Origin of the sequence: Stenotrophomonas maltophilia (assembly GCF_004920835.1) — a bacterium.
Taxonomy (GTDB): domain Bacteria; phylum Pseudomonadota; class Gammaproteobacteria; order Xanthomonadales; family Xanthomonadaceae; genus Stenotrophomonas; species Stenotrophomonas maltophilia_AQ.
Genome location: NZ_QFHO01000017.1, coordinates 1 through 23,151, shown reverse-complemented (window position 1 = coordinate 23,151; position 23,151 = coordinate 1). Strand labels below are relative to the sequence as shown.

General features: G+C 65.3%; 23 protein-coding genes. All 23 read left to right on the top strand.

Annotated features, from left to right (window positions below):
* The first annotated feature begins 118 nt into the window (after positions 1-118).
* Positions 119-514 (top strand): flagellar basal body rod protein FlgB, encoded by a 396-nt coding sequence (gene flgB, locus DI041_RS13135; RefSeq protein WP_006366156.1) that lies wholly within the window; start codon positions 119-121, stop codon positions 512-514.
* A gap of 3 nt (positions 515-517) precedes the next feature.
* A complete protein-coding gene (flgC, locus tag DI041_RS13130) occupies positions 518-925 on the top strand; it encodes a flagellar basal body rod protein FlgC (protein ID WP_010485892.1) in 408 nt (135 codons plus the stop codon).
* A 23-nt stretch (positions 926-948) separates the two neighbouring features.
* The gene (locus DI041_RS13125) at positions 949-1,632 is read left to right on the top strand and encodes a flagellar hook assembly protein FlgD (protein WP_006366154.1); all 684 of its coding nucleotides are present in this window, start codon (positions 949-951) and stop codon (positions 1,630-1,632) included.
* A 32-nt stretch (positions 1,633-1,664) separates the two neighbouring features.
* Entirely contained in the window at positions 1,665-2,888 is a 1,224-nt protein-coding gene (flgE, locus tag DI041_RS13120) for a flagellar hook protein FlgE (protein WP_006366152.1), read from the top strand.
* Between the two features lie 32 nt (positions 2,889-2,920).
* Positions 2,921-3,670, top strand: coding sequence for a flagellar basal body rod protein FlgF (locus tag DI041_RS13115; RefSeq protein ID WP_136638990.1), 750 nt, complete (start codon positions 2,921-2,923; stop codon positions 3,668-3,670).
* A 102-nt stretch (positions 3,671-3,772) separates the two neighbouring features.
* Positions 3,773-4,558, top strand: a complete 786-nt coding sequence (gene flgG, locus DI041_RS13110; RefSeq protein ID WP_005409571.1) for a flagellar basal-body rod protein FlgG — start codon at positions 3,773-3,775, stop codon at positions 4,556-4,558.
* A 22-nt stretch (positions 4,559-4,580) separates the two neighbouring features.
* Complete coding sequence (flgH, locus tag DI041_RS13105; protein WP_012510987.1) at positions 4,581-5,273, top strand: flagellar basal body L-ring protein FlgH; 693 nt, start codon at positions 4,581-4,583, stop codon at positions 5,271-5,273.
* A 2-nt stretch (positions 5,274-5,275) separates the two neighbouring features.
* Positions 5,276-6,412, top strand: coding sequence for a flagellar basal body P-ring protein FlgI (locus tag DI041_RS13100; RefSeq protein ID WP_006366094.1), 1,137 nt, complete (start codon positions 5,276-5,278; stop codon positions 6,410-6,412).
* A 1-nt stretch (position 6,413) separates the two neighbouring features.
* Entirely contained in the window at positions 6,414-7,613 is a 1,200-nt protein-coding gene (gene flgJ / locus DI041_RS13095) for a flagellar assembly peptidoglycan hydrolase FlgJ (RefSeq protein WP_136638989.1), read from the top strand.
* An 8-nt stretch (positions 7,614-7,621) separates the two neighbouring features.
* Positions 7,622-9,502, top strand: coding sequence for a flagellar hook-associated protein FlgK (flgK, locus tag DI041_RS13090; protein WP_136638988.1), 1,881 nt, complete (start codon positions 7,622-7,624; stop codon positions 9,500-9,502).
* On the top strand, positions 9,499-10,701 hold the full coding sequence (gene flgL / locus DI041_RS13085) for a flagellar hook-associated protein FlgL (RefSeq protein ID WP_136638987.1): 1,203 nt from the start codon (positions 9,499-9,501) through the stop codon (positions 10,699-10,701). The genes flgK and flgL overlap by 4 nt, the downstream gene beginning before the upstream one ends.
* A 396-nt stretch (positions 10,702-11,097) precedes the next feature.
* On the top strand, positions 11,098-12,333 hold the full coding sequence (locus tag DI041_RS13080; RefSeq protein WP_054171707.1) for a flagellin: 1,236 nt from the start codon (positions 11,098-11,100) through the stop codon (positions 12,331-12,333).
* Positions 12,334-12,405: 72 nt separating this feature from the next.
* Positions 12,406-13,566 carry a flagellin gene (locus DI041_RS13075; protein WP_100468385.1) on the top strand — a complete coding sequence of 387 codons (1,161 nt, stop codon included), beginning with the start codon at positions 12,406-12,408 and terminating at the stop codon, positions 13,564-13,566.
* Positions 13,567-13,649: 83 nt separating this feature from the next.
* Complete coding sequence (locus DI041_RS13070; RefSeq protein ID WP_100469147.1) at positions 13,650-14,861, top strand: flagellin; 1,212 nt, start codon at positions 13,650-13,652, stop codon at positions 14,859-14,861.
* 439 nt (positions 14,862-15,300) lie between these two features.
* Positions 15,301-16,719 carry a flagellar filament capping protein FliD gene (fliD, locus tag DI041_RS13065; protein ID WP_100468384.1) on the top strand — a complete coding sequence of 473 codons (1,419 nt, stop codon included), beginning with the start codon at positions 15,301-15,303 and terminating at the stop codon, positions 16,717-16,719.
* A gap of 128 nt (positions 16,720-16,847) precedes the next feature.
* On the top strand, positions 16,848-17,264 hold the full coding sequence (gene fliS, locus DI041_RS13060; protein ID WP_005409561.1) for a flagellar export chaperone FliS: 417 nt from the start codon (positions 16,848-16,850) through the stop codon (positions 17,262-17,264).
* Positions 17,261-17,554, top strand: a complete 294-nt coding sequence (locus DI041_RS13055) for a hypothetical protein (protein WP_100468383.1) — start codon at positions 17,261-17,263, stop codon at positions 17,552-17,554. The genes fliS and DI041_RS13055 overlap by 4 nt, the downstream gene beginning before the upstream one ends.
* A complete protein-coding gene (locus DI041_RS13050; RefSeq protein WP_006365893.1) occupies positions 17,551-18,129 on the top strand; it encodes a PilZ domain-containing protein in 579 nt (192 codons plus the stop codon). The genes DI041_RS13055 and DI041_RS13050 overlap by 4 nt, the downstream gene beginning before the upstream one ends.
* Before the next feature lie 91 nt (positions 18,130-18,220).
* On the top strand, positions 18,221-18,853 hold the full coding sequence (locus DI041_RS13045; RefSeq protein WP_071229198.1) for a response regulator: 633 nt from the start codon (positions 18,221-18,223) through the stop codon (positions 18,851-18,853).
* Between the two features lie 439 nt (positions 18,854-19,292).
* A complete protein-coding gene (rpoN, locus tag DI041_RS13040) occupies positions 19,293-20,702 on the top strand; it encodes an RNA polymerase factor sigma-54 (protein ID WP_136638986.1) in 1,410 nt (469 codons plus the stop codon).
* Between the two features lie 14 nt (positions 20,703-20,716).
* Positions 20,717-21,094 (top strand): response regulator, encoded by a 378-nt coding sequence (locus tag DI041_RS13035; protein WP_012510975.1) that lies wholly within the window; start codon positions 20,717-20,719, stop codon positions 21,092-21,094.
* Positions 21,091-22,596, top strand: a complete 1,506-nt coding sequence (locus tag DI041_RS13030; protein WP_136638985.1) for a sigma-54 dependent transcriptional regulator — start codon at positions 21,091-21,093, stop codon at positions 22,594-22,596. Before DI041_RS13035 ends, DI041_RS13030 begins: the two co-directional genes overlap by 4 nt.
* A gap of 185 nt (positions 22,597-22,781) precedes the next feature.
* On the top strand, positions 22,782-23,151 hold a 370-nt coding region (locus DI041_RS13025), incomplete at its 3' end, for a hypothetical protein (RefSeq protein WP_136640139.1).

The following is a 23,151-nucleotide window of genomic DNA, read 5'->3' as shown; positions in this document are numbered from 1 at the left end:
CCGGCCGCTGGCCGGCAACCCGTTGTGTCTGAGGTTGCCGGCCAGCGGCCGGCACTACCCCTCAGGTTTTGGCACACCGCTTGCAGCTTCCCGGGCAACGTTCCCGTGGGAGTGCACCGTGCGCAACCTGATTACCGACTACCTGGGCGTCCACGCCCAGGCCATGCCGTTGCGCGAACAGCGGATGAAGCTGATCGCCAGCAACCTCGGCAATGCCGACACTCCCGGCTACAAGGCCCAGGACCTGGACTTCGATGCCGCCCTGCGCCATGCCCAGGGGCAGGATGCCAACGGCCTGATGACCACCACCAACGAGCAGCACTACGAGATCAGTAGTGGCCTGAACCCGTTCCAGATCGCGCGCGAAGGCGTGCAGCCCAGCCTGGACGGCAACACCGTCGATCCCGATGCCGAGCGTGCCGCCTATGGCCGTGCCGCACTCGAATACCGCGCTTCGCTCAGCTTCGTCGAGAGCAAGGTGCGTTCCATGCTGACCGCGATCACGGGGCAATAAGCGATGAGCAACCTGCCGATCTTCGACATCGCCGGCTCCGCGCTGCAGGCGCAGTCGGTGCGCATGAGCACCATCGCCTCCAACCTCTCCAACGCCGACACCGTGGCCGGTTCCGCCGACGCCGTGTACAAGCCGCTGGAGCCGATCTTCCAGGCCGTGACCAGCAAGAACGATCCGAACATCACGTCGGTGAAGGTCAAGGAAATCACCCAGAGCGAGGCGGCGCCGATCAAGCGCTATGAGCCGGGCCATCCGCTGGCCGACGGCGATGGCTACATCTACCAGCCCGACGTCGATCCGGTGGCACAGATGGTCAACCTGATCTCGACCTCGCGCAATTACCAGGCCGGCGTGGAGATGTTGACCACCGCCAAGGAACTGGCCCTGGCCACCCTGACCATGGGCCGCTGAGGCCCGCAGCACCGGATACCGCCATGACCACCGCCGTCAACAACCAGACCAACCAGGACGTCTACTCCGCGCTCGGCCTGAATGCCCCCAACAGCAACGCCACGAAAAAGAAGAACACGCTGGACCAGGCCGATTTCCTGCGCCTGATGACCGAGCAGCTGCAGCACCAGGATCCGCTGAAGCCGATGGACAACACGCAGATGGTCGCGCAGATGGCGCAGATGTCGACCGTACAGGGCATCACCGATCTGAACAAGACGGTGAAGGGCTTCCAGGAATCGATGGCCAGCGACCAGGTGCTGCGTGGCGCCGCGCTGGTCGGCCACCAGGTGCTGGTGCCTTCGGAAAAACTGGTGCTGGAAAAGGAAGGCACGGTGGAAGGCACCGTTGCAGCACCGGCGGCTGGCATCGTCACCGTGGACATCACCGACGCCAATGGCGCCAAGGTCACTTCGCTGAGCGTGGAAGCCAAGGCCGCCGGCGAAACCGCCTTCAAGTGGGATGGCAAGGATGCCAACGGCAAGCGCATGGAGCCGGGCAAATATTCCATCGTCGCCAACCACGTCGACACCGCCGGCAAGAGCACCAAGCTGTCCACCTTCGTGCAGGCACCGGTGGAGAGCGTGACCGTCGGGTCCGACGGCCTGTACCTGAACCTCAAGGGCCTGGGCACGGCCCCGATCGACTACGTGCTCCGCGTCAGCTGAGCCACACACCCCGCACTTACCAGGAGCATCCCATGGGCTTCAATGTCTCGCTGTCCGGCATCAATGCCGCCAATTCCGACCTGAGCGTCACCGCCAACAACGTCGCCAACGTCAACACCACCGGCTTCAAGGAATCGCGCGCGGAATTCGCCGACCTGTTCTCGGCCACCGGCTACGGCCTGTCGAAGAACGCGGTCGGTTCGGGTGTGCGCGTCTCCAACGTCGCCCAGCAGTTCAAGCAGGGCCACAACGAACAGACCGGGCGCAGCCTGGACATGGCCATTTCCGGTGAGGGCTTCTTCACCATGAACATGAACGGCACCCGCGTGTACTCGCGCGCCGGCAACTTCCAGACCGACCCGTCCGGCTATGTGATCAACCCGCAGGGCGCACGCCTGCAGGTGTTCGCGCCGAACGCCGATGGCACCAACTTCGACGCCGGCCGCATGGTCGACCTGCAGCTGCTGACCACCGACAGCGCGCCGAAGCAGACCAGCGAAGTCAAGGTCGGCTTCACCCTGCCGGCCAACGCCAAGCAGCCGACGGTCACCACCTTCGACCCGACCGATTCCAACAGCTACAACCACTCCAGCGGTGGCATCACCGTGTACGACTCGCTGGGCGTAAGCCACATCCAGGTGTCCTACTTCGTGAAGGGCGCCAACCCGAACGAATGGACGGTGCGCAACTACGTCGATGGCCAGCCGGCTGGCGCGCCGACCCCGGTCACCTTCGACAACAGCGGCAAGCTGACCGCACCGGCCAACGGCAAGGTCAGCCTGGGCACCTTCACCCCGACCACCGGTGCAGGCGTGCTGAACATGACGCTGGATGTGAGCGGCTCGACCCAGTACGGCGAGAAGTTCGCTCTGCGCAACACCCAGCAGGACGGCTACGCCGCCGGCAAGCTCAACGAAATCACCGTGTCGGAAACCGGCGTGGTCTACGCCCGTTACTCCAACGGTGCCGACAAGCCGCTGGGCCAGGTCGCGCTGACCACCTTCAACAATCCGCAGGGACTGGAATCGAAGGGCAACAACCTGTGGGTGGATACCTTCAGCTCGGGCACGCCACGCACCGGCATGCCGGACACCTCCAACCTCGGCAAGATCCAGGCCGGCTCGCTGGAAGCGTCCACCGTCGACCTCACCGAGCAGCTGGTCAACATGATCACCGCGCAGCGCAACTTCCAGGCCAACGCGCAGATGATCACCACCCAGGACCAGATCACCCAGACCGTCATCAACATCCGTTGATGACGCGCTGACCCTGCCACGGAACTCCCCGCATGGATAAAGCCCTTTACGTGGCGATGACCGGTGCCCGCGCCTCCCTGCAGGCGCAGGGTACGCTCAGCCACAATCTCGCCAACTCGGATACCCCTGGCTTCAAGGAAGCGCTGGCCAATACCGAAGCCTTCCCGATCCGTGGCCCGGGCTTTGCCTCGCGGGTGGATGCGCTGCATGTCGACGCCGGGTTCAACCGTACGCCCGGCTCGCAGCACATCACCGGCAAGCCGCTGGATCTGTCCCTGCAGACCGGCACCTGGCTGGCCGTGCAGTCCAGCGATGGCAGCGAAGCGTACACGCGCGGCGCGGCGCTGTCGGTGACACCCAACGGGCAGCTGGTGACCTCCAGCGGCCGCCCGGTGCTGGACGACAACAACAATCCGATCGCCATACCGCCCTACCAGGCGATGGAGATCGGTGCCGACGGCACGATCTCGATCATTCCGCAGGGCGAAGGCCCGCAGACCATGGCGCAGATCGGTCGCATCAAAGTGGTGCAGGCACCGGATGAGCGCCTCGAGCGCGGCCTGGATGGCCTGTTCCGCAACACCGACCCGCTGCAGCCGTTCGCCCCGGCACAGGGCACGGCGGTGCACAGCGGCCAGCTGGAAGGCAGCAACGTCGATGCTGCCGGTGCACTGGTGCAGATGATCCAGCTGCAGCGCCAGTACGAAATGCAGGTGCAGGTGATCAAGCACGGCGACGAAAACGCACGCAGCGCCAACAGCCTGCTGCGCCTGGGCAGCTGACGGGATTCCGGCGCCGGTTGATGCCGGCGCTGGCACACCGCTTGCACACCCGATACCAAGGGCCGCACCACGCGGCCGGCTTCACCAGACAGGACAGCGAAGATGAACCAGGCATTGTGGATCGCAAAAACCGGACTGGATGCGCAGCAGATGCGCATGTCGGTGGTTTCCAACAACCTCGCCAACACCAACACCACCGGCTTCAAGCAGGACCGTGCCAGCTTCGAAGATCTGCTGTACCAGCAGGTGCGCCAGCCCGGCGGTTCCTCCTCGGCGCAGACCCAGCTGCCGACCGGCCTGCAGCTCGGCACCGGCGTGCGCGTGGTCGCCACCGCCAAGAACTTCGAGCAGGGTGGCCAACAGCAGACCGGCCGCGCCCTGGACGTGATGGTCAACGGCCGCGGCTTCTTCGAAGTACAGATGCCCGATGGCAGCTCGGCCTACACCCGTGACGGCTCGTTCAAGATCAACCAGGACAGCGAGCTGGTCACCAACAGCGGCTATCCGGTGCAGCCGGGCATCCAGATTCCCGAAGGCGCGCAGTCAGTCACCATCGGTACCGACGGCACCATCAGCGTGAAGATGGCCGACGGTGCCGCTTCGGTGGAAGTGGGCGCGCTGACCCTGACCGACTTCGTCAATCCGGCCGGCCTGCAGGCCCGCGGCGAGAACCTGTTCCTGGAGACCACCGCTTCTGGTCCGGCACAGAACGGCAATCCCGGCCTCAATGGCCTGGGCACCGTGGTGCAGGGTGCGCTGGAAGGCAGCAACGTCAATGTGGTGGAAGAGCTGGTGTCGATGATCGAAACCCAGCGCGCCTACGAAATGAACGCTAAGGCGATCTCCACCACCGATTCGATGCTCGGCTACCTCAACAACAAGCTCTGACCGGCCCAACCGGGAAACCGCCATGTCGCCCCTTTCCAACTTCGCCCGTACCGCCCTCGCCTGCGCCGTGGCCGCCCTGCTCGGTGGCTGCGTGATCGCGGGTGACGTGCGCCCCTACCCGACGATGGCGCCGATCCAGCCGATCATGCCGCCGCAGGCCCAGCCGACTGCTGGCGCGATCTACGCCGCTGGCCCGACCCTGCAGCTGTACTCGGACCGTCGCGCACGCGACGTAGGTGACCTGCTGACGATCAGCCTGCTGGAAAACACCACCGCGCAGACCAGTGCCAACACCGCCACCAACAAGGAATCGAACCTGAGCCTGGGCACACCGTCCATCTTCGGCGCACCGGTCACCCTGGGCGGCAAGGACATTCTGAGCGCCTCGGCCAAGGGTGCACGTGACTTCACCGGCAAGGGCAACAGCGCGCAGAGCAACCGCCTGCAGGGCAACGTCACGGTCACCGTGATCCAGCGCCTGCCCAACGGCAACCTGGTGGTGCAGGGACAGAAGAACCTGCGCCTGAACCAGGGCGATGAACTGGTGCAGGTGCAGGGCATCGTCCGTCCCGGCGACATCAGCCAGGACAACACCATTCCTTCCAGCCGCGTGGCCGAAGCCCGCATCGTCTACGGCGGTCGCGGCCCGGTTGCGCAGTCCAACGCGATGGGCTGGCTGAGCCGCTTCTTCAACTCCGGCCTGACGCCGTTCTGAGTATGGCCATGAATTCCTTCTTCTCTTCTTCCTGGCAGCGCCGCGCGGCGTCGATCGTCGCGCTGATGCTGCTGATCGTGGCAGCCCCCGCCAGTGCCGAGCGCATCAAGGACCTGGCCCAGGTCGGCGGCGTGCGCGGCAATGCGCTGGTCGGCTACGGCCTTGTGGTCGGCCTGGATGGCAGCGGCGACCGCACCAGCCAGGCGCCCTTCACCGTGCAGAGCCTGAAGAACCTGCTCGGCGAGCTGGGTGTCAACGTGCCGGCCAACGTCAACCCGCAGCTGAAGAACGTGGCCGCCGTGGCGATCCATGCCGAACTGCCGCCGTTCGCCAAGCCGGGCCAGCCGATCGACATCACCGTGTCCTCGATCGGCAACGCGGTGTCGCTGCGCGGCGGCTCGCTGCTGATGGCGCCGTTGCGCGGCGCCGATGGCCAGATCTACGCCATCGCCCAGGGCAACCTGATCGTCGGCGGCTTCGGCGCACAGGGCAAGGACGGCTCCCGCGTCTCGGTGAACGTGCCGAGCGTCGGCCGCATTCCCAATGGCGCCACCGTTGAACGCGCCCTGCCCGATCCGCTGGCCAATGGCGGCGACATCACCCTGAACCTGCACAACAACGATTTCACTACGGTCTCGCGCATGGTCGCCGCGCTCAACAACGCGTTCGGCGAAGGCGCGGCACGCGCAGTCGATGGCGTGACCGTCGCGGTCACCGCACCTACTGACCCGGGCGCGCGCATCGGCCTGCTGGCCCGCATCGAGAACCTGGAACTGACGCCGGGCAGCGCCCCCGCCAAGGTGGTGGTCAATTCGCGTACCGGCACCGTGGTCATCGGCCAGCAGGTGAAGGTCGGCCCGGCAGCAATCTCGCACGGTTCGCTGACGGTGACGATCCAGGAGAACACCAACGTCAGCCAGCCCAATGCGTTGTCCGGCGGCCGCACCGTGGCCAGCCCGCAGTCGACCATCACCGCCACCAACGACGGCAGCCGCATGTTCAAGTTCAGCGGCGGCACCACCCTGGACGAGATCGTGCATGCGGTGAACGCGGTCGGTGCGGCACCGGGCGATCTCATCGCGATCCTGGAAGCCCTGAAGCAGGCCGGCGCATTGAGTGCCGAGCTCGAGGTGATCTGATATGCGCATCACTCCCGCATTCGATCTGCACCCGGCGCAACAGAACGATCCGGCCAAGATCGACAAGGTCGCGCGCCAGCTGGAAGGCCAGTTCGCGCAGATGCTGGTCAAGAGCATGCGTGACGCCAGCTTTGGCGATTCGCTGTTCCCCGGCGAAAACAAGATGTTCCGCGACATGTATGACCAGAAGATCGCCGAGGCGATGACCCGCGGCAAGGGCCTGGGCCTGTCGGGCATGATCAGCCGGCAGCTGTCCGGGCAGGCCGCCGACGGCCCGGCACTGGATACTCGCGTGGATGCGGCCAAGGCCAGTCGTGCCTACCAGCTCATTGCACCGGCCAAGCCAGCACCGTCGCTGCCGCTGGAAGACGGCGGGCAGGCCGTACGCCTGCTGCAGCAGATGGCTGCCGGTGCCCAGCACGGCGCCCAGGCCGCGGTTGCGCCGATGGAACAGGCGCTGGACCTGATCGCTGGCCGTGAAAGCAGCAGCATGCACCGCTCGTTGGGCACCGATGATCCGTATATCGGCAGCCTGCAGGGCGATGACTGGGCGGCCAGCAGCGACCAGTGGGCGGCCACCGCCAGCAACCGCGGCACCGCGATCAGCCCAGCCGACGCGATGGCCACACGTACCGCCGTGGCCCAGCTCGGCGAGCACACGCCGGAGGGCTTCGTCGCCAGCATCTGGCAGCACGCGCAGAGCGCGGCCAAGGAACTGGGCGTGGATGCCCGCGCCCTGGTGGCCCAGGCCGCACTGGAAACCGGCTGGGGCAAGCGCCACATCAAGCATGCCGACGGCAGCACCTCGCACAATCTGTTCGGCATCAAGGCCAACGGCTGGAACGGCCAGCGCGCCGTGGCCGGCACCCACGAATATGTCGATGGCGTGCGCCGCAACGAGACCGCCAGCTTCCGTGCCTACAGCTCGCCGGCCGAGAGCTTCGCCGACTATGTGCGCCTCCTGAAAACCAGCCCGCGCTACCAGCAGGCCCTGCAGGCCGGCACCGATGTGCAGGGCTTCGCCCGCGGGCTGCAGCGCGCCGGCTATGCCACCGATCCGCGTTATGCGGCCAAGATCGCCGCGATCGCCGGCGGCCCGACCATCGAGCGCGCGGTAAGCGCCGTGGCTGATGCCGGCACGCGCCTTGGCCAGACCTTCGCCAGCACCGCAACCGCGGCGCTGGGTATCACTCGTCGTTGAGGAACCCCATGTCCAGCGTACTTTCCACCGGTACCGGTGCCCTGCTCGCCTTCCAGCGTGCGTTGGCGACCACCAGCCACAACGTGGCCAACCTCAACACGCCCGGCTACAGCCGGCAGAAGGTCAACTTCGCCACCGCCGATCCGCAGAACTACGGTTACGGCACGGTCGGCAACGGCACCCGCATCACCGACATCCGCCGCACGGCCGACCAGCTGGCGATATCGCGCCTGCTCGACAGCAGTGGCGAACTGGCGCGCCTGAAGCAGCTCTCGGGCATGGCCGACCGGGTCAATGCGCTGTTCTCCGATCCGGCCACCAACGTCTCCGGTGTGTGGTCGAACTTCTTCGACTCGGTCAGCGGCCTGTCCTCCAATGCCGCCGGTACCGCAGACCGCCAGAACATGCTTGATGGCGGCAAGGCCCTGGCGAACCGTTTCGTGCAGCTCAACACGCACCTCAACAACCTCAACGGCGAGGTCAACAACGGCCTGCTGGCCGGTGCCACCGAGGTCAATCGCCTGGCGCAGGAGATCGCACAGATCAATGGTGCCATCGGCACCAACATCGCCAACGCCGCCCCCGACCTGCTCGACCGCCGCGACCAGCTGATCACCCAACTGATTGGTTACACCGGCGGCACGGCGGTGATCCAGGACGGCGGCATCATGAATGTCTACACCGCCGGCGGCAACGCGCTGGTGGTGGGCACCACGGCGACGAAGGTCACTACCGTGGCCGACCCGTACCAGCCGGAACGGCTGCAGCTGGCGCTGGAAACCCAGGGCAATACGATCCGGCTCGACGCGAAGGCGGTCGGTGGCCAGATCGGCGGCCTGCTGGAGTTCCGCGACACCGTGCTGACCCCGGCCCAGGCCGAACTGGGCAAGCTGGCCGTGGGCCTGGCCGAGAGCTTCAACCAGGCCCACCACCAGGGCGTGGACCTGTACGGCAAGCTCGGCGGTGATTTCTTCAACATCGGCAACCCGCGCGTCACCGCCAACAACGGCAACACCGGCACCGGCAGCCTCACCGCCACCTATGGCGACCTGGGCAAGCTGGACGCGCAGAACGTGGTGCTGCAGTTCGATGGCAGCAACTGGAAGGCCAGCCGTGCCGACACCGGCGCCAATGTTCCGCTGACCGGCACCGGCACCGCCGCCGATCCGCTGGTGATCAACGGCGTCAAAATGGTTGTCGGCGGCACTCCGGCTGCCAATGACCGCTTCCTGCTGCAGCCGACCGCCGGCGTGGCCGGCAGCATGGAAATCGCGATCACCGATCCTTCGCGCATCGCTGCCGCTGCGGCAGTCAAGGGCGCAGCAGCCACCGCCAACAACGGCACCGGCAAGCTGAGCGGCGTCACCGTCACCGATTCGAGCAACGCCAACCTGCGCAATCCGGCGGCGATCGTGTTCACCTCGGCCACCACCTACACCATCGATGGCGGCCCGCCACAGACCTACACCCCAGGCCAGACCATCAGTGCCAACGGCTGGAGCTTCGTACTGGACGGCGCACCCAAGGTCGGCGACACCTTCAACATCACCCCGACCCCGGCCGGATCGTCGGACAACAGCAACGCCTCCAAGCTGGCCAAGGTGGAGAGCGCCAAGGCGTTCAACGCCGGCACGGTGACGCTGAACGGCGCGCTGGGTGGCCTGACCACCCAGGTGGGCGCCGCGGCCCGTTCGGCGGAGTACTCGCTGGATGCCCAGCTGGTGATCAATGACAAGGCGCAGGAAGCGCGCGACGAGGTATCCGGCGTCAATCTGGATGAAGAAGCGGCCGACATGTTGCGCCTGCAGCAGGCCTACCAGGCCGCCTCGCAGCTGATCTCCACCGCCGACAGCATGTTCCAGACCATCCTGGGAGCCGTCCGCCGATGAGCAGCCGCATCTCCACCAGCATGATGTTCAACCAGTCCGTGTCGCTGATGATGGCCAAGCAGGCCAAGCTCAGCCACCTGGAGCAGCAGATCGCCACCGGCAGCAAGATCGTCAGCGCCAAGGACGATCCGGTCGGCGCCGGCGCTGCGGTCGGCCTGGACCGCAGCCTGGCCGCACTGGACCGGATGAAGCTCAATGCCGGCAACGTGCAGAACCGCCTTGGCGTCCAGGAAAACACCCTGGCACAGGTCAACGATCTGATGGGCCGGGTCAACGACCTGACCATCCAGGCCAGCAATCCCGCATTGAGCGCGGCCGACAAAAAGACGCTGATCACCGAACTGAACCAGATCCGCGACGGCCTGCTGTCGCTGGCCAACGCCGACGATGGTACCGGTCGCTACGTGTTCGGCGGCACCAATGACGGCGACCCGCCATTCGCCAAGATCAATGGCAAGGTGGTCTACCGTGGTGATCAGACCCAGCGCCAGGTCGAAGTCGGCCCGGATACCTATGTGCGTGATTCCCTGCCCGGCAGCGAGATCTTCATGCGCATCCCAACCGGTGATGGCCAGGTCGATGGTGGTGCAGCTGCCGGGAACACCGGCAACGGCGTGCTGACCAACATCACCCGCGACGGCAGCGACAACTGGAACGGGCAATCCTTCAGTGTCCGCTTCACCGCCGCCAACCAGTACGAAGTGCTCGATGGTGCCGGCAATGTGACCGGCACCGGCACCTACAAGGCCGGTGATGATCTGGAAGTGAACGGCGTACGCCTGCAGATCACCGGTGCTCCTGCCGCAGGCGACAGCTTCAACGTTAATCCGGCTAGCAGCCGCGACATCTTCGACACAATGGACAAGCTGATCACCGCGCTGGACGCCGACACAGGCACGACCGCGAAGATGAGCGCACAGCAGAACGAACTGCAGAGCGCGCTGCGCGACGTGGCGCGCGCATCGGAACGGATGATCGATTCACGCGCGGCCGGTGGCGCGCAGCTGAAGGCGCTGGACAATGCTGCCGACATGCGTGAAGCCAACAGCGTGACCCTGAAGACCACGCTGTCGCAGATGCGCGACCTGGACTATGCCGATGCGCTGAGCCAGTACCAGCTGCAGAGCACTGCCCTGCAGGCGGCACAGACGATCTTCTCGCAGATGCAGTCGATGTCGTTGTTCAACAAGATCGGCTGACAGCTCTCCCACCTCAGCCCTGAAAGGCCGCGATGCCCTGCATCGCGGCCTTTTTCGTTTCTGCAGCCATGGCCCGCTGCGCTCGCCGGGCGGGGCCCGGCGGATTTTCCGTGATTGCCCATCAAGCCCGCCGCTGCCCCGCCGATACCTTCATCAGCGCTGGCTGGGCTTGCCCAGCCGCCCCTTCCGGGGTCGCCTTCACGCCCTTCCAGGGCTGGAAAACCCCGGAAAAACAGCCTCCGGCAACGAATTACGGCTCCAACGGAATTCACGGCTAAAGGTTGTTGACAAAGCGCCGTTATTCATTTGGCAACAACGAAGCACACAGCCACACAAAAAAACAGGCGGCGCTTCGTTTCATTCACCAACGGGTTCCATATAAGAGGAGACGACCCCATGGCACAGGTAATCAACACCAATACGATGTCGCTCAACGCTCAGCGCAACCTGAGCACCAGCGGCAACTCGCTGGCCACCACCATCCAGCGCCTCTCGTCCGGTCTGCGCATCAACAGCGCGAAGGACGACGCCGCCGGCCTGGCGATCTCGGAGCGCTTCAGCACCCAGATCCGCGGCCTGGACGTGGCCATCCGTAATGCCAACGACGGTATCTCGCTGGCCCAGGTCGCCGAGGGCTCGCTGAGCGAAGTCGGCAACAACCTGCAGCGCATCCGCGAACTGGCCGTGCAGGCCTCCAATGCCACCAACTCCAGCAGCGACCGCAAGGCCCTGCAGGCCGAAGTGACCCAGCTGGTCAGCGAAATCGACCGCGTCGCCAAGCAGAGCGACTTCAACGGCACCAAGCTGCTGGACGGCTCGTTCACCAGCCAGCTGTTCCAGGTCGGCGCCAACGCTGGCCAGGCGATCGCCATCAACAGCGTGGTGGATGCAAAGGCTGAATCGCTCGGGGCAGCAAGCTTCCTCGATGCCGGCAAGATCGCCTTCACTGCAACCGATGTGGAAGATGCAAAGGGTACGCTGAGCGGCCTGAAGGTCGGCAATGTGTCCCTGGGTGAGATCAAGTTCGACTATACCCCCCGCGCTGTGGCCGGTACCCCGGAGCCGGCCGTCGACAACGCCAACATGGAGCGCGCGGCGAAGGCCGTCGCCGCAGCCATCAACAACAAGCTGGGCGAAACCGGGTTGCACGCTGCAGTAGCCACTGCAGCCAATGGCGCAGTCATTCCGGGCGAGGTCGCGCTCACCGCCGTCAAGGCGGATGGAAACGCGACTGACATCACTGTGACCAAGCCGCCGGTGGCTCCGGCCACGACCCCGGTTGCGATGAACACGGTTGGCCCCGCAGCCAGCCCGGTTCATGTCGCCGACATCAAGATTGACACCGTCGCGGGTGCCCAGCAGGCGCTCTCAATCGTCGACAAGGCTCTGGAATCAGTCAACAGCGTGCGCGCCGACCTCGGCGCGATCCAGAACCGCTTCACCTCGGTGGTGGCCAACCTGCAGACCTCCTCGGAGAATCTGTCGGCCTCGCGCAGCCGCATCCGCGATACCGACTTCGCCAAGGAAACCGCCGAACTGACCCGCACCCAGATCCTGCAGCAGGCCGGTACGGCCATGCTGGCCCAGGCCAACCAGGTACCGCAGAACGTGCTCAGCCTGTTGCAGCGCTGACATGAGCCGCCCCCGGGGCACGTCGGGGGCGTCTAACCCAACTCACGTGCAACCGCTCAAGGACCTCTCCTCATGGCACAAGTCATCAACACCAACACGATGTCGTTGAATGCTCAGCGTAACCTGAGCACCAGCGGCAGCTCGCTGGCCACCACCATCCAGCGCCTGTCCTCCGGTTCGCGCATCAACAGCGCCAAGGACGACGCCGCAGGCCTGGCGATCTCCGAGCGCTTCGGCACCCAGATCCGCGGTACCGACGTCGCCATCCGCAATGCCAACGACGGCATCTCGCTGGCTCAGGTCGCCGAAGGCTCGCTGACCGAGATCGGCAACAATCTGCAGCGTATCCGCGAGCTGGCTGTGCAGTCGTCGAACGCTACCAACTCTGCCAGCGACCGCAAGGCGCTGCAGGCTGAAGTGACCCAACTGAAGTCGGAAATCGACCGCGTCGCCAAACAGTCCGAGTTCAACGGCACCAAGCTGCTGGACGGCTCGTTCACCAGTCAGCTGTTCCAGGTTGGCGCCAACGCTGGTCAGTCCATCGCCATCGACAAGGTGATCGACGCGACTGTCTCGAAGCTTGGTACCTCCAGCTACGCTGGTGGAGCACTTACCGCCGTTGCTGCTCCGCTGGCTGCTGATGGCGACCTCACGGGCACAATCAAGGTGGGCGGGAAAGACATCAAGCTTGATGCCGTCGCACTGAAGAAGGATGCGACCGCAGACGAGCAGAATCAGGCCGTCATTACCGCAATCAATGCCAAGATCGGTGAAACCGGTGTTCTGGCAGTCATGGACAAGGCTGCCGGCAAGATCAATCTGACTCAGGTCAAGGATGGCGTCGCGATGGCGGCCGCCGACATTGATGTCAAGATCGGTGCGACCGCAGTGGCATTCGCCGCCGGAACGGCATCGACCGAACACATCTCGGAAGTCGACGTTTCGACTCTCGCCGGTGCCCAGAAGGCGCTGTCGACCATCGATAATGCTCTGGGTTCGATCAACAGCACTCGCGCTGACCTCGGTGCGATCCAGAACCGCTTCACCTCGGTGGTCGCGAACCTGCAGACTTCCTCGGAGAACATGTCGGCTTCACGCAGCCGCATCAAGGACACGGACTTCGCCAAGGAAACCGCTGAGCTGACCCGCACCCAGATCCTGCAGCAGGCCGGTACGGCCATGCTGGCCCAGGCCAATCAGGTGCCGCAGGGCGTGCTCAGCCTCCTGCGCTGATCCCAAACCGATGATATGAGGCCGCGTGGCAACACCGGCCTCCAATCCTTGCACCTGAGTACTTAGCCAAAGGAAAAATGATCATGGCACAAGTCATCAATACCAATACGATGTCGTTGAACGCTCAGCGCAACCTGAGCACCAGCGGCAGCTCGCTTGCCACCACCATCCAGCGCCTGTCCTCCGGTTCGCGCATCAACAGCGCCAAGGACGATGCCGCCGGCTTGGCAATCTCCGAGCGCTTCGGCACCCAGATCCGCGGTACCGACGTCGCCATCCGCAATGCCAACGACGGCATCTCGCTGGCCCAGGTCGCCGAAGGCTCACTGACCGAGATCGGTAACAACCTGCAGCGTATCCGTGAACTGGCCGTGCAGTCGTCAAACGCCACCAACTCTGCCAGCGATCGCAAGGCACTGCAGTCGGAAGTCACCCAGCTGAAGGCAGAAATCGATCGCGTTGCCAAACAATCCGAGTTCAACGGCACCAAGCTGCTGGATGGCTCGTTCACCAGCCAGCTGTTCCAGGTCGGTGCCAACGCCGGCCAGGGCATTGCGATCGACAAGATTGTCGACGCGCGCTCTACCGCGCTGGGTGCGACCGACTTTGCTTCGGGCAAGATCACGGTCGCAGCCGTTGCCACGACTGGTGCCGGCGCGCCTGCCACGACCTTCGGCTACAACGCGGTCAGCATGGCCGGCCTGAAGATCAATGGCACTGATATTGCCGACGTTACCGTTGCCGCAAGCTCCACCGATGCCTATGCAGACACCGGCGCCGCTGCCGCCGCTGGCAAGCTGGCAGTTGGCAATGCGCTGGCAGCATCGATCAACGCCAAGACTGGCGATCATGGTGTAACTGCAACCGTCGATAGCGCAGGTGACGTGGTATTGGACGCCTGGAAGGAAGGCACCACAGCAATCACGGCAAACATGGCAACCGGCGCAACCTATGCTGCCAGCACTCCGGCATCCTCGCCGAAGCGCGTGGGTGACCTGGACATCAGCACCTTCGCTGGAGCCCAGCAGGCCCTCCAGGTCGTCGACAACGCACTGGGCTCGATCAACAGCACCCGGGCCGACCTCGGTGCGATCCAGAACCGCTTCACCTCGGTGGTGGCTAATCTGCAGACCTCCTCGGAGAACATGTCCGCCTCGCGTAGCCGCATCAAGGATACCGATTTCGCCAAGGAAACCGCCGAGCTGACCCGCACCCAGATCCTGCAGCAGGCCGGTACGGCCATGCTGGCCCAGGCCAACCAGGTGCCGCAGGGCGTGCTCAGCCTGCTGCGCTGATCCACGGCAAGAAGGCGCCGCTACCGTCGGTTAGTCCCGACGGTAGCGGCAACCGGGAAGCCACGATGCACGAAGGCGCGGGCCATGCCCGGCCCGGGATTACTCCCGAACCGGCTTGGCATCGCCCGCTCCTGCGGACCTCTCTTTCAGCGCTGTACCTTTGACTGTACGTACCGGGCGGCTTCGTCTCCCCCCGATTGTCAGTAGCCTGTGCCCTCCCCTGCATTGGGGGAGGGTTTTTTGCAGACTCCCGGCAGCCCGCGGTGAATCTCCCCGCACCCTGCCCCAACCCTCCTGCAACCTGCGTGCCAGAACCTGCGCCAGAGCATTGGCACGGCGCATGCATCAACGAAGTCCTCAAGACCCAGCGGCGCAGGCCGCTATTTTCGTTGACGACGGGCCAGCGCCTAGCGGCCAGGCCCGATACCAGGAGAATCACATGGCAAGCTTTGGATACGGCGGCATCGGCTCGGGCCTGAATATTTCGGACATCGTCAGCCAGCTGGTGGCGGCCGACCGCAAGCCCGCCGACAACGCGCTGAACCTGCAGCAGTCCAAGGCCAAGATGCAGCTGTCGTCGATCGGCACCGTCACCTCGGCCTTTGACAAGCTGAAGACTGCATTGACCGCACTGAAGGCCACAACAGCCTTCGACACCCGCACAGTAACCGCCACCGGCAAGGCCGGCCCCAACAATGCCGACGACGTGCTGTCGGCGTCGGTGGCACTGTACGACCAGGGTTTGACCAAGGCGGCAGCGGCCAACGGCACGCACCAGGTGGAGGTGAAATCCCTCGCAACGGCACACAAGCTGATTGCCAACGCCTCGGTGCCCAAGACCGACACCTTCGGCGCCGGAACCTTGACGCTGACCGTTGGCGTGGGCGACAAGGCAAAGACGATGAAGGTCGAGGTGGAGGCCGGCGACACGCTGACCACCGTGCGCAATAAGATCGATGCCGCCGGCCGCAAGGAAGGCGTGCAGGCGACCCTGATCGCTTCGGGCGACAACCAGTACCTGTCGATCGCTCAGGAGAAGACCGGCGCCGCCAATGCGATCAAGCTTGAATACGGTGGCAGCGATCCAAAACTGAGCGAGCTTGTCGGCAGCCTCCGTGAGAACACAGCCGCGGCGGATGCCGAGCTGACCATCGATGGCGTTACGGTGATCAGCGACAGCAACACCGTGACCGACGCCGTACCGGGCCTGACCCTGAACCTCAAGGTCAGGGGCAAGAGCACGGTCGTGATCAGTACCGACACCACTGCAGCCACCAAGGTGATGCAGGACTTCGTCAAGGCCTACAACGATGCGATCGCCGCCATCAATACCGAGACCAAGTACGACGCCAAGACCAAGGAGGCGGCGACGCTGACGGGCGATGCGCAGATGCGCGGCGCATCCAGTCAGCTGCGCTCGCTGATGGGCGCTGTGCTGAAGGACCTGTCCGCAGATGGATTGGATCCGAAGAAGCTCGGCCTGCAGACCCGTGGCTATCCCAATGCCGACGGCAGCCTGGTGCTGGATGCGACCAAGTTCGCAGCAGCGCTTGCCAGCCAGCCGGAGAAGATCCGCTCGGCGATCACCGGTGATACCGGCGGCGCCGGCAAGCTCTACACGATGGTCGACGGTTACGTCAGTACGACCACGGGCAAGGAAGGCGCCTTCGTCGCCCGTACCAAGGGCCTGAACACCACGCTGGACAACATCGACAAGCGACGCAAGGACCTGGACGTCCGCATGAAGGGCGTCGAGGAACGCTACAAGAAGCAGTTCCTGGCGCTCGACAGCCTGATGGGCAAACTGCAGCAGAGCAACACCGCATTGCAGCAACAGCTGGCACAGCTGAACCGCTAAAGGAATGCGTTCGACGCTCAAGTTTGGCGTGTAACGCACCGATAACGGACGCAACAGCAATCAACGCCGCACCGCCGGCAACGGTCCCCACGACCTGCCGGCGGCACCCCGCGCAAGGAGAATCACGAATGTACGGTTCCAGCCGTCAATATGCCGAGCAGTACCGCCAGGTGGGAGTGACCAGTGCGGTCGCCGATGCCGATCCGCACAAGCTGGTGGCGATGCTGCTGGCCGGTGCGCTGGAGCGCGTGCGGCGTGCCCTGGCCAGCCTCGAGCGTGGCGACCAGGCCGGCAAGGGCAAGGCGATCGGCGAGGTCTGTGCGATCGTCGGCCACCTCAACGGCTCGCTGGACCATGAGGCCGGCGGCGAGATCGCCGGAAATCTGTCCGCACTGTACGACTACGTGCTGCAGCGTCTGACCGAGGCCAACCTGCACAACGACCGTGCCGCGCTGGACGAGTCGCTGCAGCTGCTGGGCGAGATCGACAGCGCCTGGAATGCGATCCCGCAGGAACAGCGCCGCCCGGCCGCGGTGGCGCCATGAGCCTGCACGAACTGCATGCGCAGCTGGATGCCTTCGAGAAGGCCTTGGGCGAAGAATCCCTCGACCAGGCCGACAGCCTGCTCGACGGCCATGACAGCACCCTGCATACCCTGCTCAGCCAGCCGCTGACCTCCGCCGACCACGCTCCGCTGACGGCCCTGTTCGAGCGCCAGCAGAATCTGCTCGGCCTGCTGCGCCAGCGCCGTGATGCCGTGGCCGCACTGATGAACGACGGTCAGCGCTCCCTTCGCGCGGCGCATGCCTACCTGCAGGCAGAATCGCTGGCATGACCCAATTGCCGACCACGTCGCTGCACCACCCGGCCGAGAGCGAGCTGTTCGACGAAACGCTCAGCTGCGAACTGGCACTGCCGGCCGAATTTCAAGCGGGCAGCGCCGCTGGCCGTACCAGCAGCGCCGAAGGCCTGCTGCGCAGCCTGGCGCTGGTCGAGGACAGCCGGGTCGACGAACATGAAGAACGCAGTGAAGCCAGCCTGCAGCTGCAGCGCCTGGAGGCCAAGCTGGACCTGGCGATGGTGCTGCTCGGCCGGCTGGTTCGCCAGCAGGGCCAGGAGCTGACCCTGCGCCCGGTGCGCTGGTCACGCCGCGGCATCCGCCTGCAACTGGGTCCGCGCAGCGGCGCCAGTCCCGGCCAGGCCGGCGTGGTTCGCCTGCAGCCCAGCGACTGGCTGCCCGACCATATTGACCTGCCGGTGGAGGTGATTGCCGAAGCCGCTGATGGCGGCGGTGGTCACTATCTCTGGCTGCGCTTCCAGCGCCTCGGTGACGGCCTGGAAATGGCGATGGAGCGGCATCTGTTCCGCCTGCATCGTCGCCAGGTGGCCGAAGCGCGTCGCGCACGCTGAAAGCTGTCAGCATGAAGCAGTACGGACGGCCCTTGGCGTGCCCGTTCAGCTAAGTTAAGGTGGACTCCCCTCACGGACCTCCAACGTGCCTGTGCGAGTTCTCATCGTCGACGATCACACCCTTGTCCGCGCCGGCCTGGCGCGGCTGTTGCAGGGGTTTGCCGACGTGCAGCTCGTCGCCGAGGCCAGCAATGCCGAGCAGGCACTGCAGCTGGCCCTGCAGCACGCCCCGGACGTGATCCTGATGGACCTGTCACTGCCCGGCCGCACCGGCCTGGAAGCCCTCAGCGACATCCGCCTGCGCGCCCCCGGCACCCGGGTGGTGATGATGACCATGCACGACGATGCGGCACACGTACGCGATGCGCTCGATCGCGGCGCGGTCGGTTTCGTGGTCAAGGATGCGGCGCCACAGGAGCTTGAGTTGGCGCTGCGTGCCGCGCACGCCGGCCAGGTATTCCTGAGCCCGCAGATCTCGGCCAAGATGCTGGCGCCGATGCTCGGCCGCGAGAAGCCTACCGGCATTGCCGCATTGTCACCGCGCCAACGCGAGATCCTGCGCCGCATCGGCAAGGGCGAGAGCAACAAGGAAATCGCCGCTGACCTCGGCATCAGTGTCAAGACGGTGGAAACCCACCGTGCACGCATGATGGAGTCGCTGGGCTGCCGCCGCGCCAACGACCTGTTGCTGCTCGCCGCGCGCCACCAGCACGAGCTGGAATAAGCGCGAGCCTCGGCGGCGCGAAACGATGGCTGGGTAGAGTGGGCAATTGGTAGAGTCGACTTTCGCGCGGAGCGCGGGCCTTTTCCTTGGTCTGATCAGAGAGCAGTCGACTAACAGTCGACTCTACCGGCAATCGTCTCTATCAACAGCCGACGCAGCCAACCCACACCCAGCCCCTTCACTGACGACGACTTCCCGTCACCCCGACACGCCCCGACAGGAATCCGTACACGCAGGTCCGCCGCCACTCTTCGTCACCCACGACGAATCAACAACTTGGCGACACTCATCGTCAACATTCCGCGCCAATGTAGGGAATATCCCCACACGCTGTCGGGATATCCACCAGGGCCCTCAGGAACCCCCCGATTCCGCCCCCGCCGGATCAAAAGCAAGATGCGTTCCACAAGGCGCCGGGGAGCGGTGCCGGGGAACCACGATGAAGGCTGCACTCTCGACCCAGCTGGGCCAACAACTTCACCTCACCCCGCAGTTGCTGCAGTCGATCCGGCTGCTGCAGCTCGACGGCCTGCACCTGGAGCAGGAAATCCAGCGGCTTCTGGATTCCAACCCGCTGCTGGAAATCGAAGAAGCTGAAGCCCCCACTGCCGAATCCACCGATGCCGGCGCCACCACCCTGGAAACGGCTGCCTTCGACGAGCTGCCCGAATCCTCGATGTGGGATGTGGCCGGCAGCAGCTGGCAGGATGGCGACGATGACCGCATGGCACGCATCGCTGCAGGCGAATCCAGCGACCCGCAGCTGCGGGTGCTGCAGAGGCTGTCGCTGGACATGGACGACCGTGAGCTCGCGGTAGCTGCGTTCTGGTTGGACCATTGCGACGAGGCCGGCTACCTGCAGGCGCCGCTGGCCCAGCTGCAGCTGCTGGCCAGCGCCCAGTTCGACATCGCCGCCAACGGCGTGGAAACCATTCGCCAGCAGCTGCTGCACGGCGAGCCCGCCGGCATGGCCGCACAGGACCTGCGCGAAGGCCTGCAGGCACAGCTGCGCAGCCTGCACGGCGTGGTACCTGCACGCCACCTGGCAGCACGCATTCTCGAGGGCGCGCTTGATGCACTGGCTGCGCACGACTACCCCGCCCTCGCCCGCCAGCACGACGCAGAAATCGAAGACGTGCGCGAAGCGGTGCGCCTGATCCTGTCGCTGCAGCCGCGCCCAGGCGACAGCCTGCTGCCGGAGCGCAACGCCGTGGTGGTGCCGGACGTCGTCGCCTGGCACGCCGATGGCCAGTGGAAAGTCGCGCTGAACCCGGCCACCAGCCGCCGCGTCTCGATCAACAGCCAGTACGAGCAGGCCCTGGCCGAGACCAGCGATGCCGCCCCGGCGCTGCGCGAAATGCTGCAGGAGGCGCGCTGGTTCAGCCGCGGCCTGTCGATGCGCTATGACACCCTGCTGCGCACCGCACGGGTGATCGTCGAACGCCAGGCCGCATTCCTGGTGCGTGGCGACGAAGCCATGGCACCGCTGACCCTGAAGGAAGTGGCCGAAGAGATCGGCATGCACGAGTCCACGGTCTCGCGCATCACCACCGGCAAGTTCCTGCAGACCCCGCGCGGTACCTTCGAACTGAAGCACTTCTTCGCCGTGCGCCTTGAGGGCGCCAGCGTCTCCGGCCAGGCCGTGAAGGCCATGGTCCGCCGTCTGATCGACGCCGAACCGGCCGGCCGGCCGCTGGCCGACGAGGCCATTGCCGGCCTGCTGTCACGCCAGGGGGTCAACATTGCCCGCCGAACCGTCGCAAAATACCGAGAACAACTGGATATCGCCCCGGCCCGTGAACGGCGCCGGCTCAGCGCCAGGCAACCGCAGCTGGCCCGGGTGGGCTGAAAAGGATGTTGGACATGAACAAGCTCACGGTCCTGCTGGTCGATGACCACGAGGGCTTCATCAACGCGGCGATGCGTCATTTCCGCAAGATCGACTGGCTGCAGATCGTCGGCAGTGCCGGCAACGGCCTGGAAGCGATCGAGCGTTCGGAAACACTGCGCCCGCAGGTGGTGTTGATGGATCTGGCAATGCCGGAGATGGGCGGCCTGCAGGCCACCCGCCTGATCAAGTCGCAGGACGATGCCCCGTACATCGTGATCGCCAGCCACTTCGACGACGTCGAGCACCGCGAACACGCGCTGCGCGCCGGCGCCGACAACTTCGTCAGCAAGCTGTCCTACATCCAGGAAGTCATGCCGATCCTGGAAGGCCTCAGGGAGGATCAGTCGTGAGCGAATCGCGCATCCTGGTGCTGGACAACGACGCCGTGCGCGCAGAGCGCACCGTTGCCCTGCTCGAATTCATGGACTTCAACCCGCGCTGGGTCTCCGACGCGGCCGACTTCGACCTGGGCCGCCAGCGCCAGAACGACTGGATGGCAGTGATCGTCGGCAGCCTGGACGACAGCGCCGCCAGCACCGCGCTGTACAACTGGCTCGGCGGCAGCAGCCTGCCACCGCCGGTGCTGCTGGCCGATGGCGAAGCCACCGCGTTCGCGCAGCGGCACGGCTTGCATGAAGCCAACATCTGGCCGCTGGAAACCCCGCTGCGGCATACGCAGATGGAAGCCCTGCTGCGTCGCGCCAGCCTCAAGCGCCTGGATGCCGAGCACCAGGCCGGTGCCGTGCAGGAACAGGGCCCGACCGGCCATGGCCCGGCGGTTACCGAACTGCGCACCATGATCGAACAGGTAGCCGCCTTCGACACCACCGTGCTGGTGCTGGGCGAGTCGGGTACCGGCAAGGAAGTTGTATCGCGCTCGATCCACCAGCGCTCGCCGCGCCGCGATGGCCCGTTCGTGGCGATCAACTGCGGTGCCATTCCACCGGACCTGCTGGAAAGCGAGCTGTTCGGTCACGAAAAGGGCGCCTTCACCGGTGCACTGACCGCACGCAAGGGCCGTTTTGAAATGGCCGAGGGCGGCACTCTGCTGCTCGACGAAATCGGCGACATGAGCCTGCCGATGCAGGTCAAGCTGCTGCGCGTGCTGCAGGAGCGCAGCTTCGAGCGCGTGGGTGGCAACCAGACCATCCGCTGCAATGTGCGGGTGATCGCTGCCACCCACCGCGACCTGGAAACCCGTATCGCCGAAGGCAAGTTCCGCGAGGATCTGTTCTACCGCCTCAACGTGTTCCCGATCGATGTGCCAGCCCTGCGCGAACGCCGCGAAGACCTGCCGGCGCTGGTGGAGACCATCGCCACGCAGCTGGCCCGCACCGGTCGCGGCGAAGTGCGCTTTACCGCCGAAGCGCTGCAGGCACTGGCAGGCTACGAGTGGCCGGGCAACGTGCGTGAGCTGACCAATCTGGTCGAGCGCCTCGCCGTGCTGCATCCGGGTGGCTCGGTACGCGTGCAGGATCTGCCGGCGCGCTACCGTGGCGATGCCGTCCTGGCAGCAGCGGCCGCACCGACACCGGCGCAGCCCATCGCCAGCGAAGAACGCCTGGACCTGCGCAGCTTCTCGTTCCACACCCCGGGCAGTGGCAACCAACCGGCGCTGGAGCACGGCATCGCCGTCAATCGCCCGGCTGCACCGGTCGCACTGCCCGACGAGGGCATGGACCTGCGCAACCACATGGCCAACATCGAACTGGGCCTGATCAACGAAGCACTGGAACGCACCCAGGGCGTGGTCGCCCACGCCGCCCAGCTGCTCGGCCTGCGCCGCACCACCCTGGTGGAAAAGCTGCGCAAGTACGGCATCGAGCGTGAACAGGCCGAACTGGCCAGCTGAAGCGCGTCACCAGCATGAAGGGGGCACGAACGCCTGGGCTTGCCCGGGCGTTCGTGTTTCCAGTACTCGGGGTCGGATCCCTTTCCACAGGAAAGGGATCCGACCCCACTGCATTTGCACGTTTTCCTAAAGACAGCAGGGCCGCAGTGCGGTGCATTGCAAGGACATCCCAAGGAGGTCCCACCATGCATCGCCTCACCCTGCTCGCCGCCCTGCTCTGCCCGGCCTTGGCTACCGCCGCCAACTGCACCCTGCCCACCACGCTGGACCAGCGCCAGTTCACCAACCTCAGCGACGCGCTTTACGCACCGGACAACCCCAATGCCGGACGCATGGTGCAGGTCAGCTTTGCCGGCAGCCAGTACGTGCTGGACATCCTCGGCACCGACCTCCGCATCGGCGGCAGCTACCACTACCAGCGCCTGGCCCTGCACACCGCGGAAATACAGATGACCGAAGCCCACCCGGCCGGCCCCACCCACTACACCCTGCTGCTGACCTGCCTGAGCGACCACCAGGGCCGTTTCATCTACACCCAGCACGACGGCCCTATCG

Excerpts from the sequence above, each read along its gene's own strand:
- fliS (WP_005409561.1), top strand. The coding sequence starts at position 16,848 with ATGTACGGTTCCAGCCGTCAATATGCCGAGCAGTACCGCCAGGTGGGA.
- DI041_RS13070 (WP_100469147.1), top strand. The coding sequence starts at position 13,650 with ATGGCACAAGTCATCAATACCAATACGATGTCGTTGAACGCTCAGCGC.
- rpoN (WP_136638986.1), top strand. The coding sequence starts at position 19,293 with ATGAAGGCTGCACTCTCGACCCAGCTGGGCCAACAACTTCACCTCACC.
- DI041_RS13100 (WP_006366094.1), top strand. The coding sequence starts at position 5,276 with ATGGCCATGAATTCCTTCTTCTCTTCTTCCTGGCAGCGCCGCGCGGCG.
- flgH (WP_012510987.1), top strand. The coding sequence starts at position 4,581 with ATGTCGCCCCTTTCCAACTTCGCCCGTACCGCCCTCGCCTGCGCCGTG.
- DI041_RS13035 (WP_012510975.1), top strand. The coding sequence starts at position 20,717 with ATGAACAAGCTCACGGTCCTGCTGGTCGATGACCACGAGGGCTTCATC.
- flgE (WP_006366152.1), top strand. The coding sequence starts at position 1,665 with ATGGGCTTCAATGTCTCGCTGTCCGGCATCAATGCCGCCAATTCCGAC.
- fliD (WP_100468384.1), top strand. The coding sequence starts at position 15,301 with ATGGCAAGCTTTGGATACGGCGGCATCGGCTCGGGCCTGAATATTTCG.
- flgG (WP_005409571.1), top strand. The coding sequence starts at position 3,773 with ATGAACCAGGCATTGTGGATCGCAAAAACCGGACTGGATGCGCAGCAG.
- flgJ (WP_136638989.1), top strand. The coding sequence starts at position 6,414 with ATGCGCATCACTCCCGCATTCGATCTGCACCCGGCGCAACAGAACGAT.
- DI041_RS13115 (WP_136638990.1), top strand. The coding sequence starts at position 2,921 with ATGGATAAAGCCCTTTACGTGGCGATGACCGGTGCCCGCGCCTCCCTG.
- DI041_RS13050 (WP_006365893.1), top strand. The coding sequence starts at position 17,551 with ATGACCCAATTGCCGACCACGTCGCTGCACCACCCGGCCGAGAGCGAG.
- flgL (WP_136638987.1), top strand. The coding sequence starts at position 9,499 with ATGAGCAGCCGCATCTCCACCAGCATGATGTTCAACCAGTCCGTGTCG.
- DI041_RS13080 (WP_054171707.1), top strand. The coding sequence starts at position 11,098 with ATGGCACAGGTAATCAACACCAATACGATGTCGCTCAACGCTCAGCGC.
- DI041_RS13055 (WP_100468383.1), top strand. The coding sequence starts at position 17,261 with ATGAGCCTGCACGAACTGCATGCGCAGCTGGATGCCTTCGAGAAGGCC.
- DI041_RS13075 (WP_100468385.1), top strand. The coding sequence starts at position 12,406 with ATGGCACAAGTCATCAACACCAACACGATGTCGTTGAATGCTCAGCGT.
- DI041_RS13125 (WP_006366154.1), top strand. The coding sequence starts at position 949 with ATGACCACCGCCGTCAACAACCAGACCAACCAGGACGTCTACTCCGCG.
- flgK (WP_136638988.1), top strand. The coding sequence starts at position 7,622 with ATGTCCAGCGTACTTTCCACCGGTACCGGTGCCCTGCTCGCCTTCCAG.
- flgC (WP_010485892.1), top strand. The coding sequence starts at position 518 with ATGAGCAACCTGCCGATCTTCGACATCGCCGGCTCCGCGCTGCAGGCG.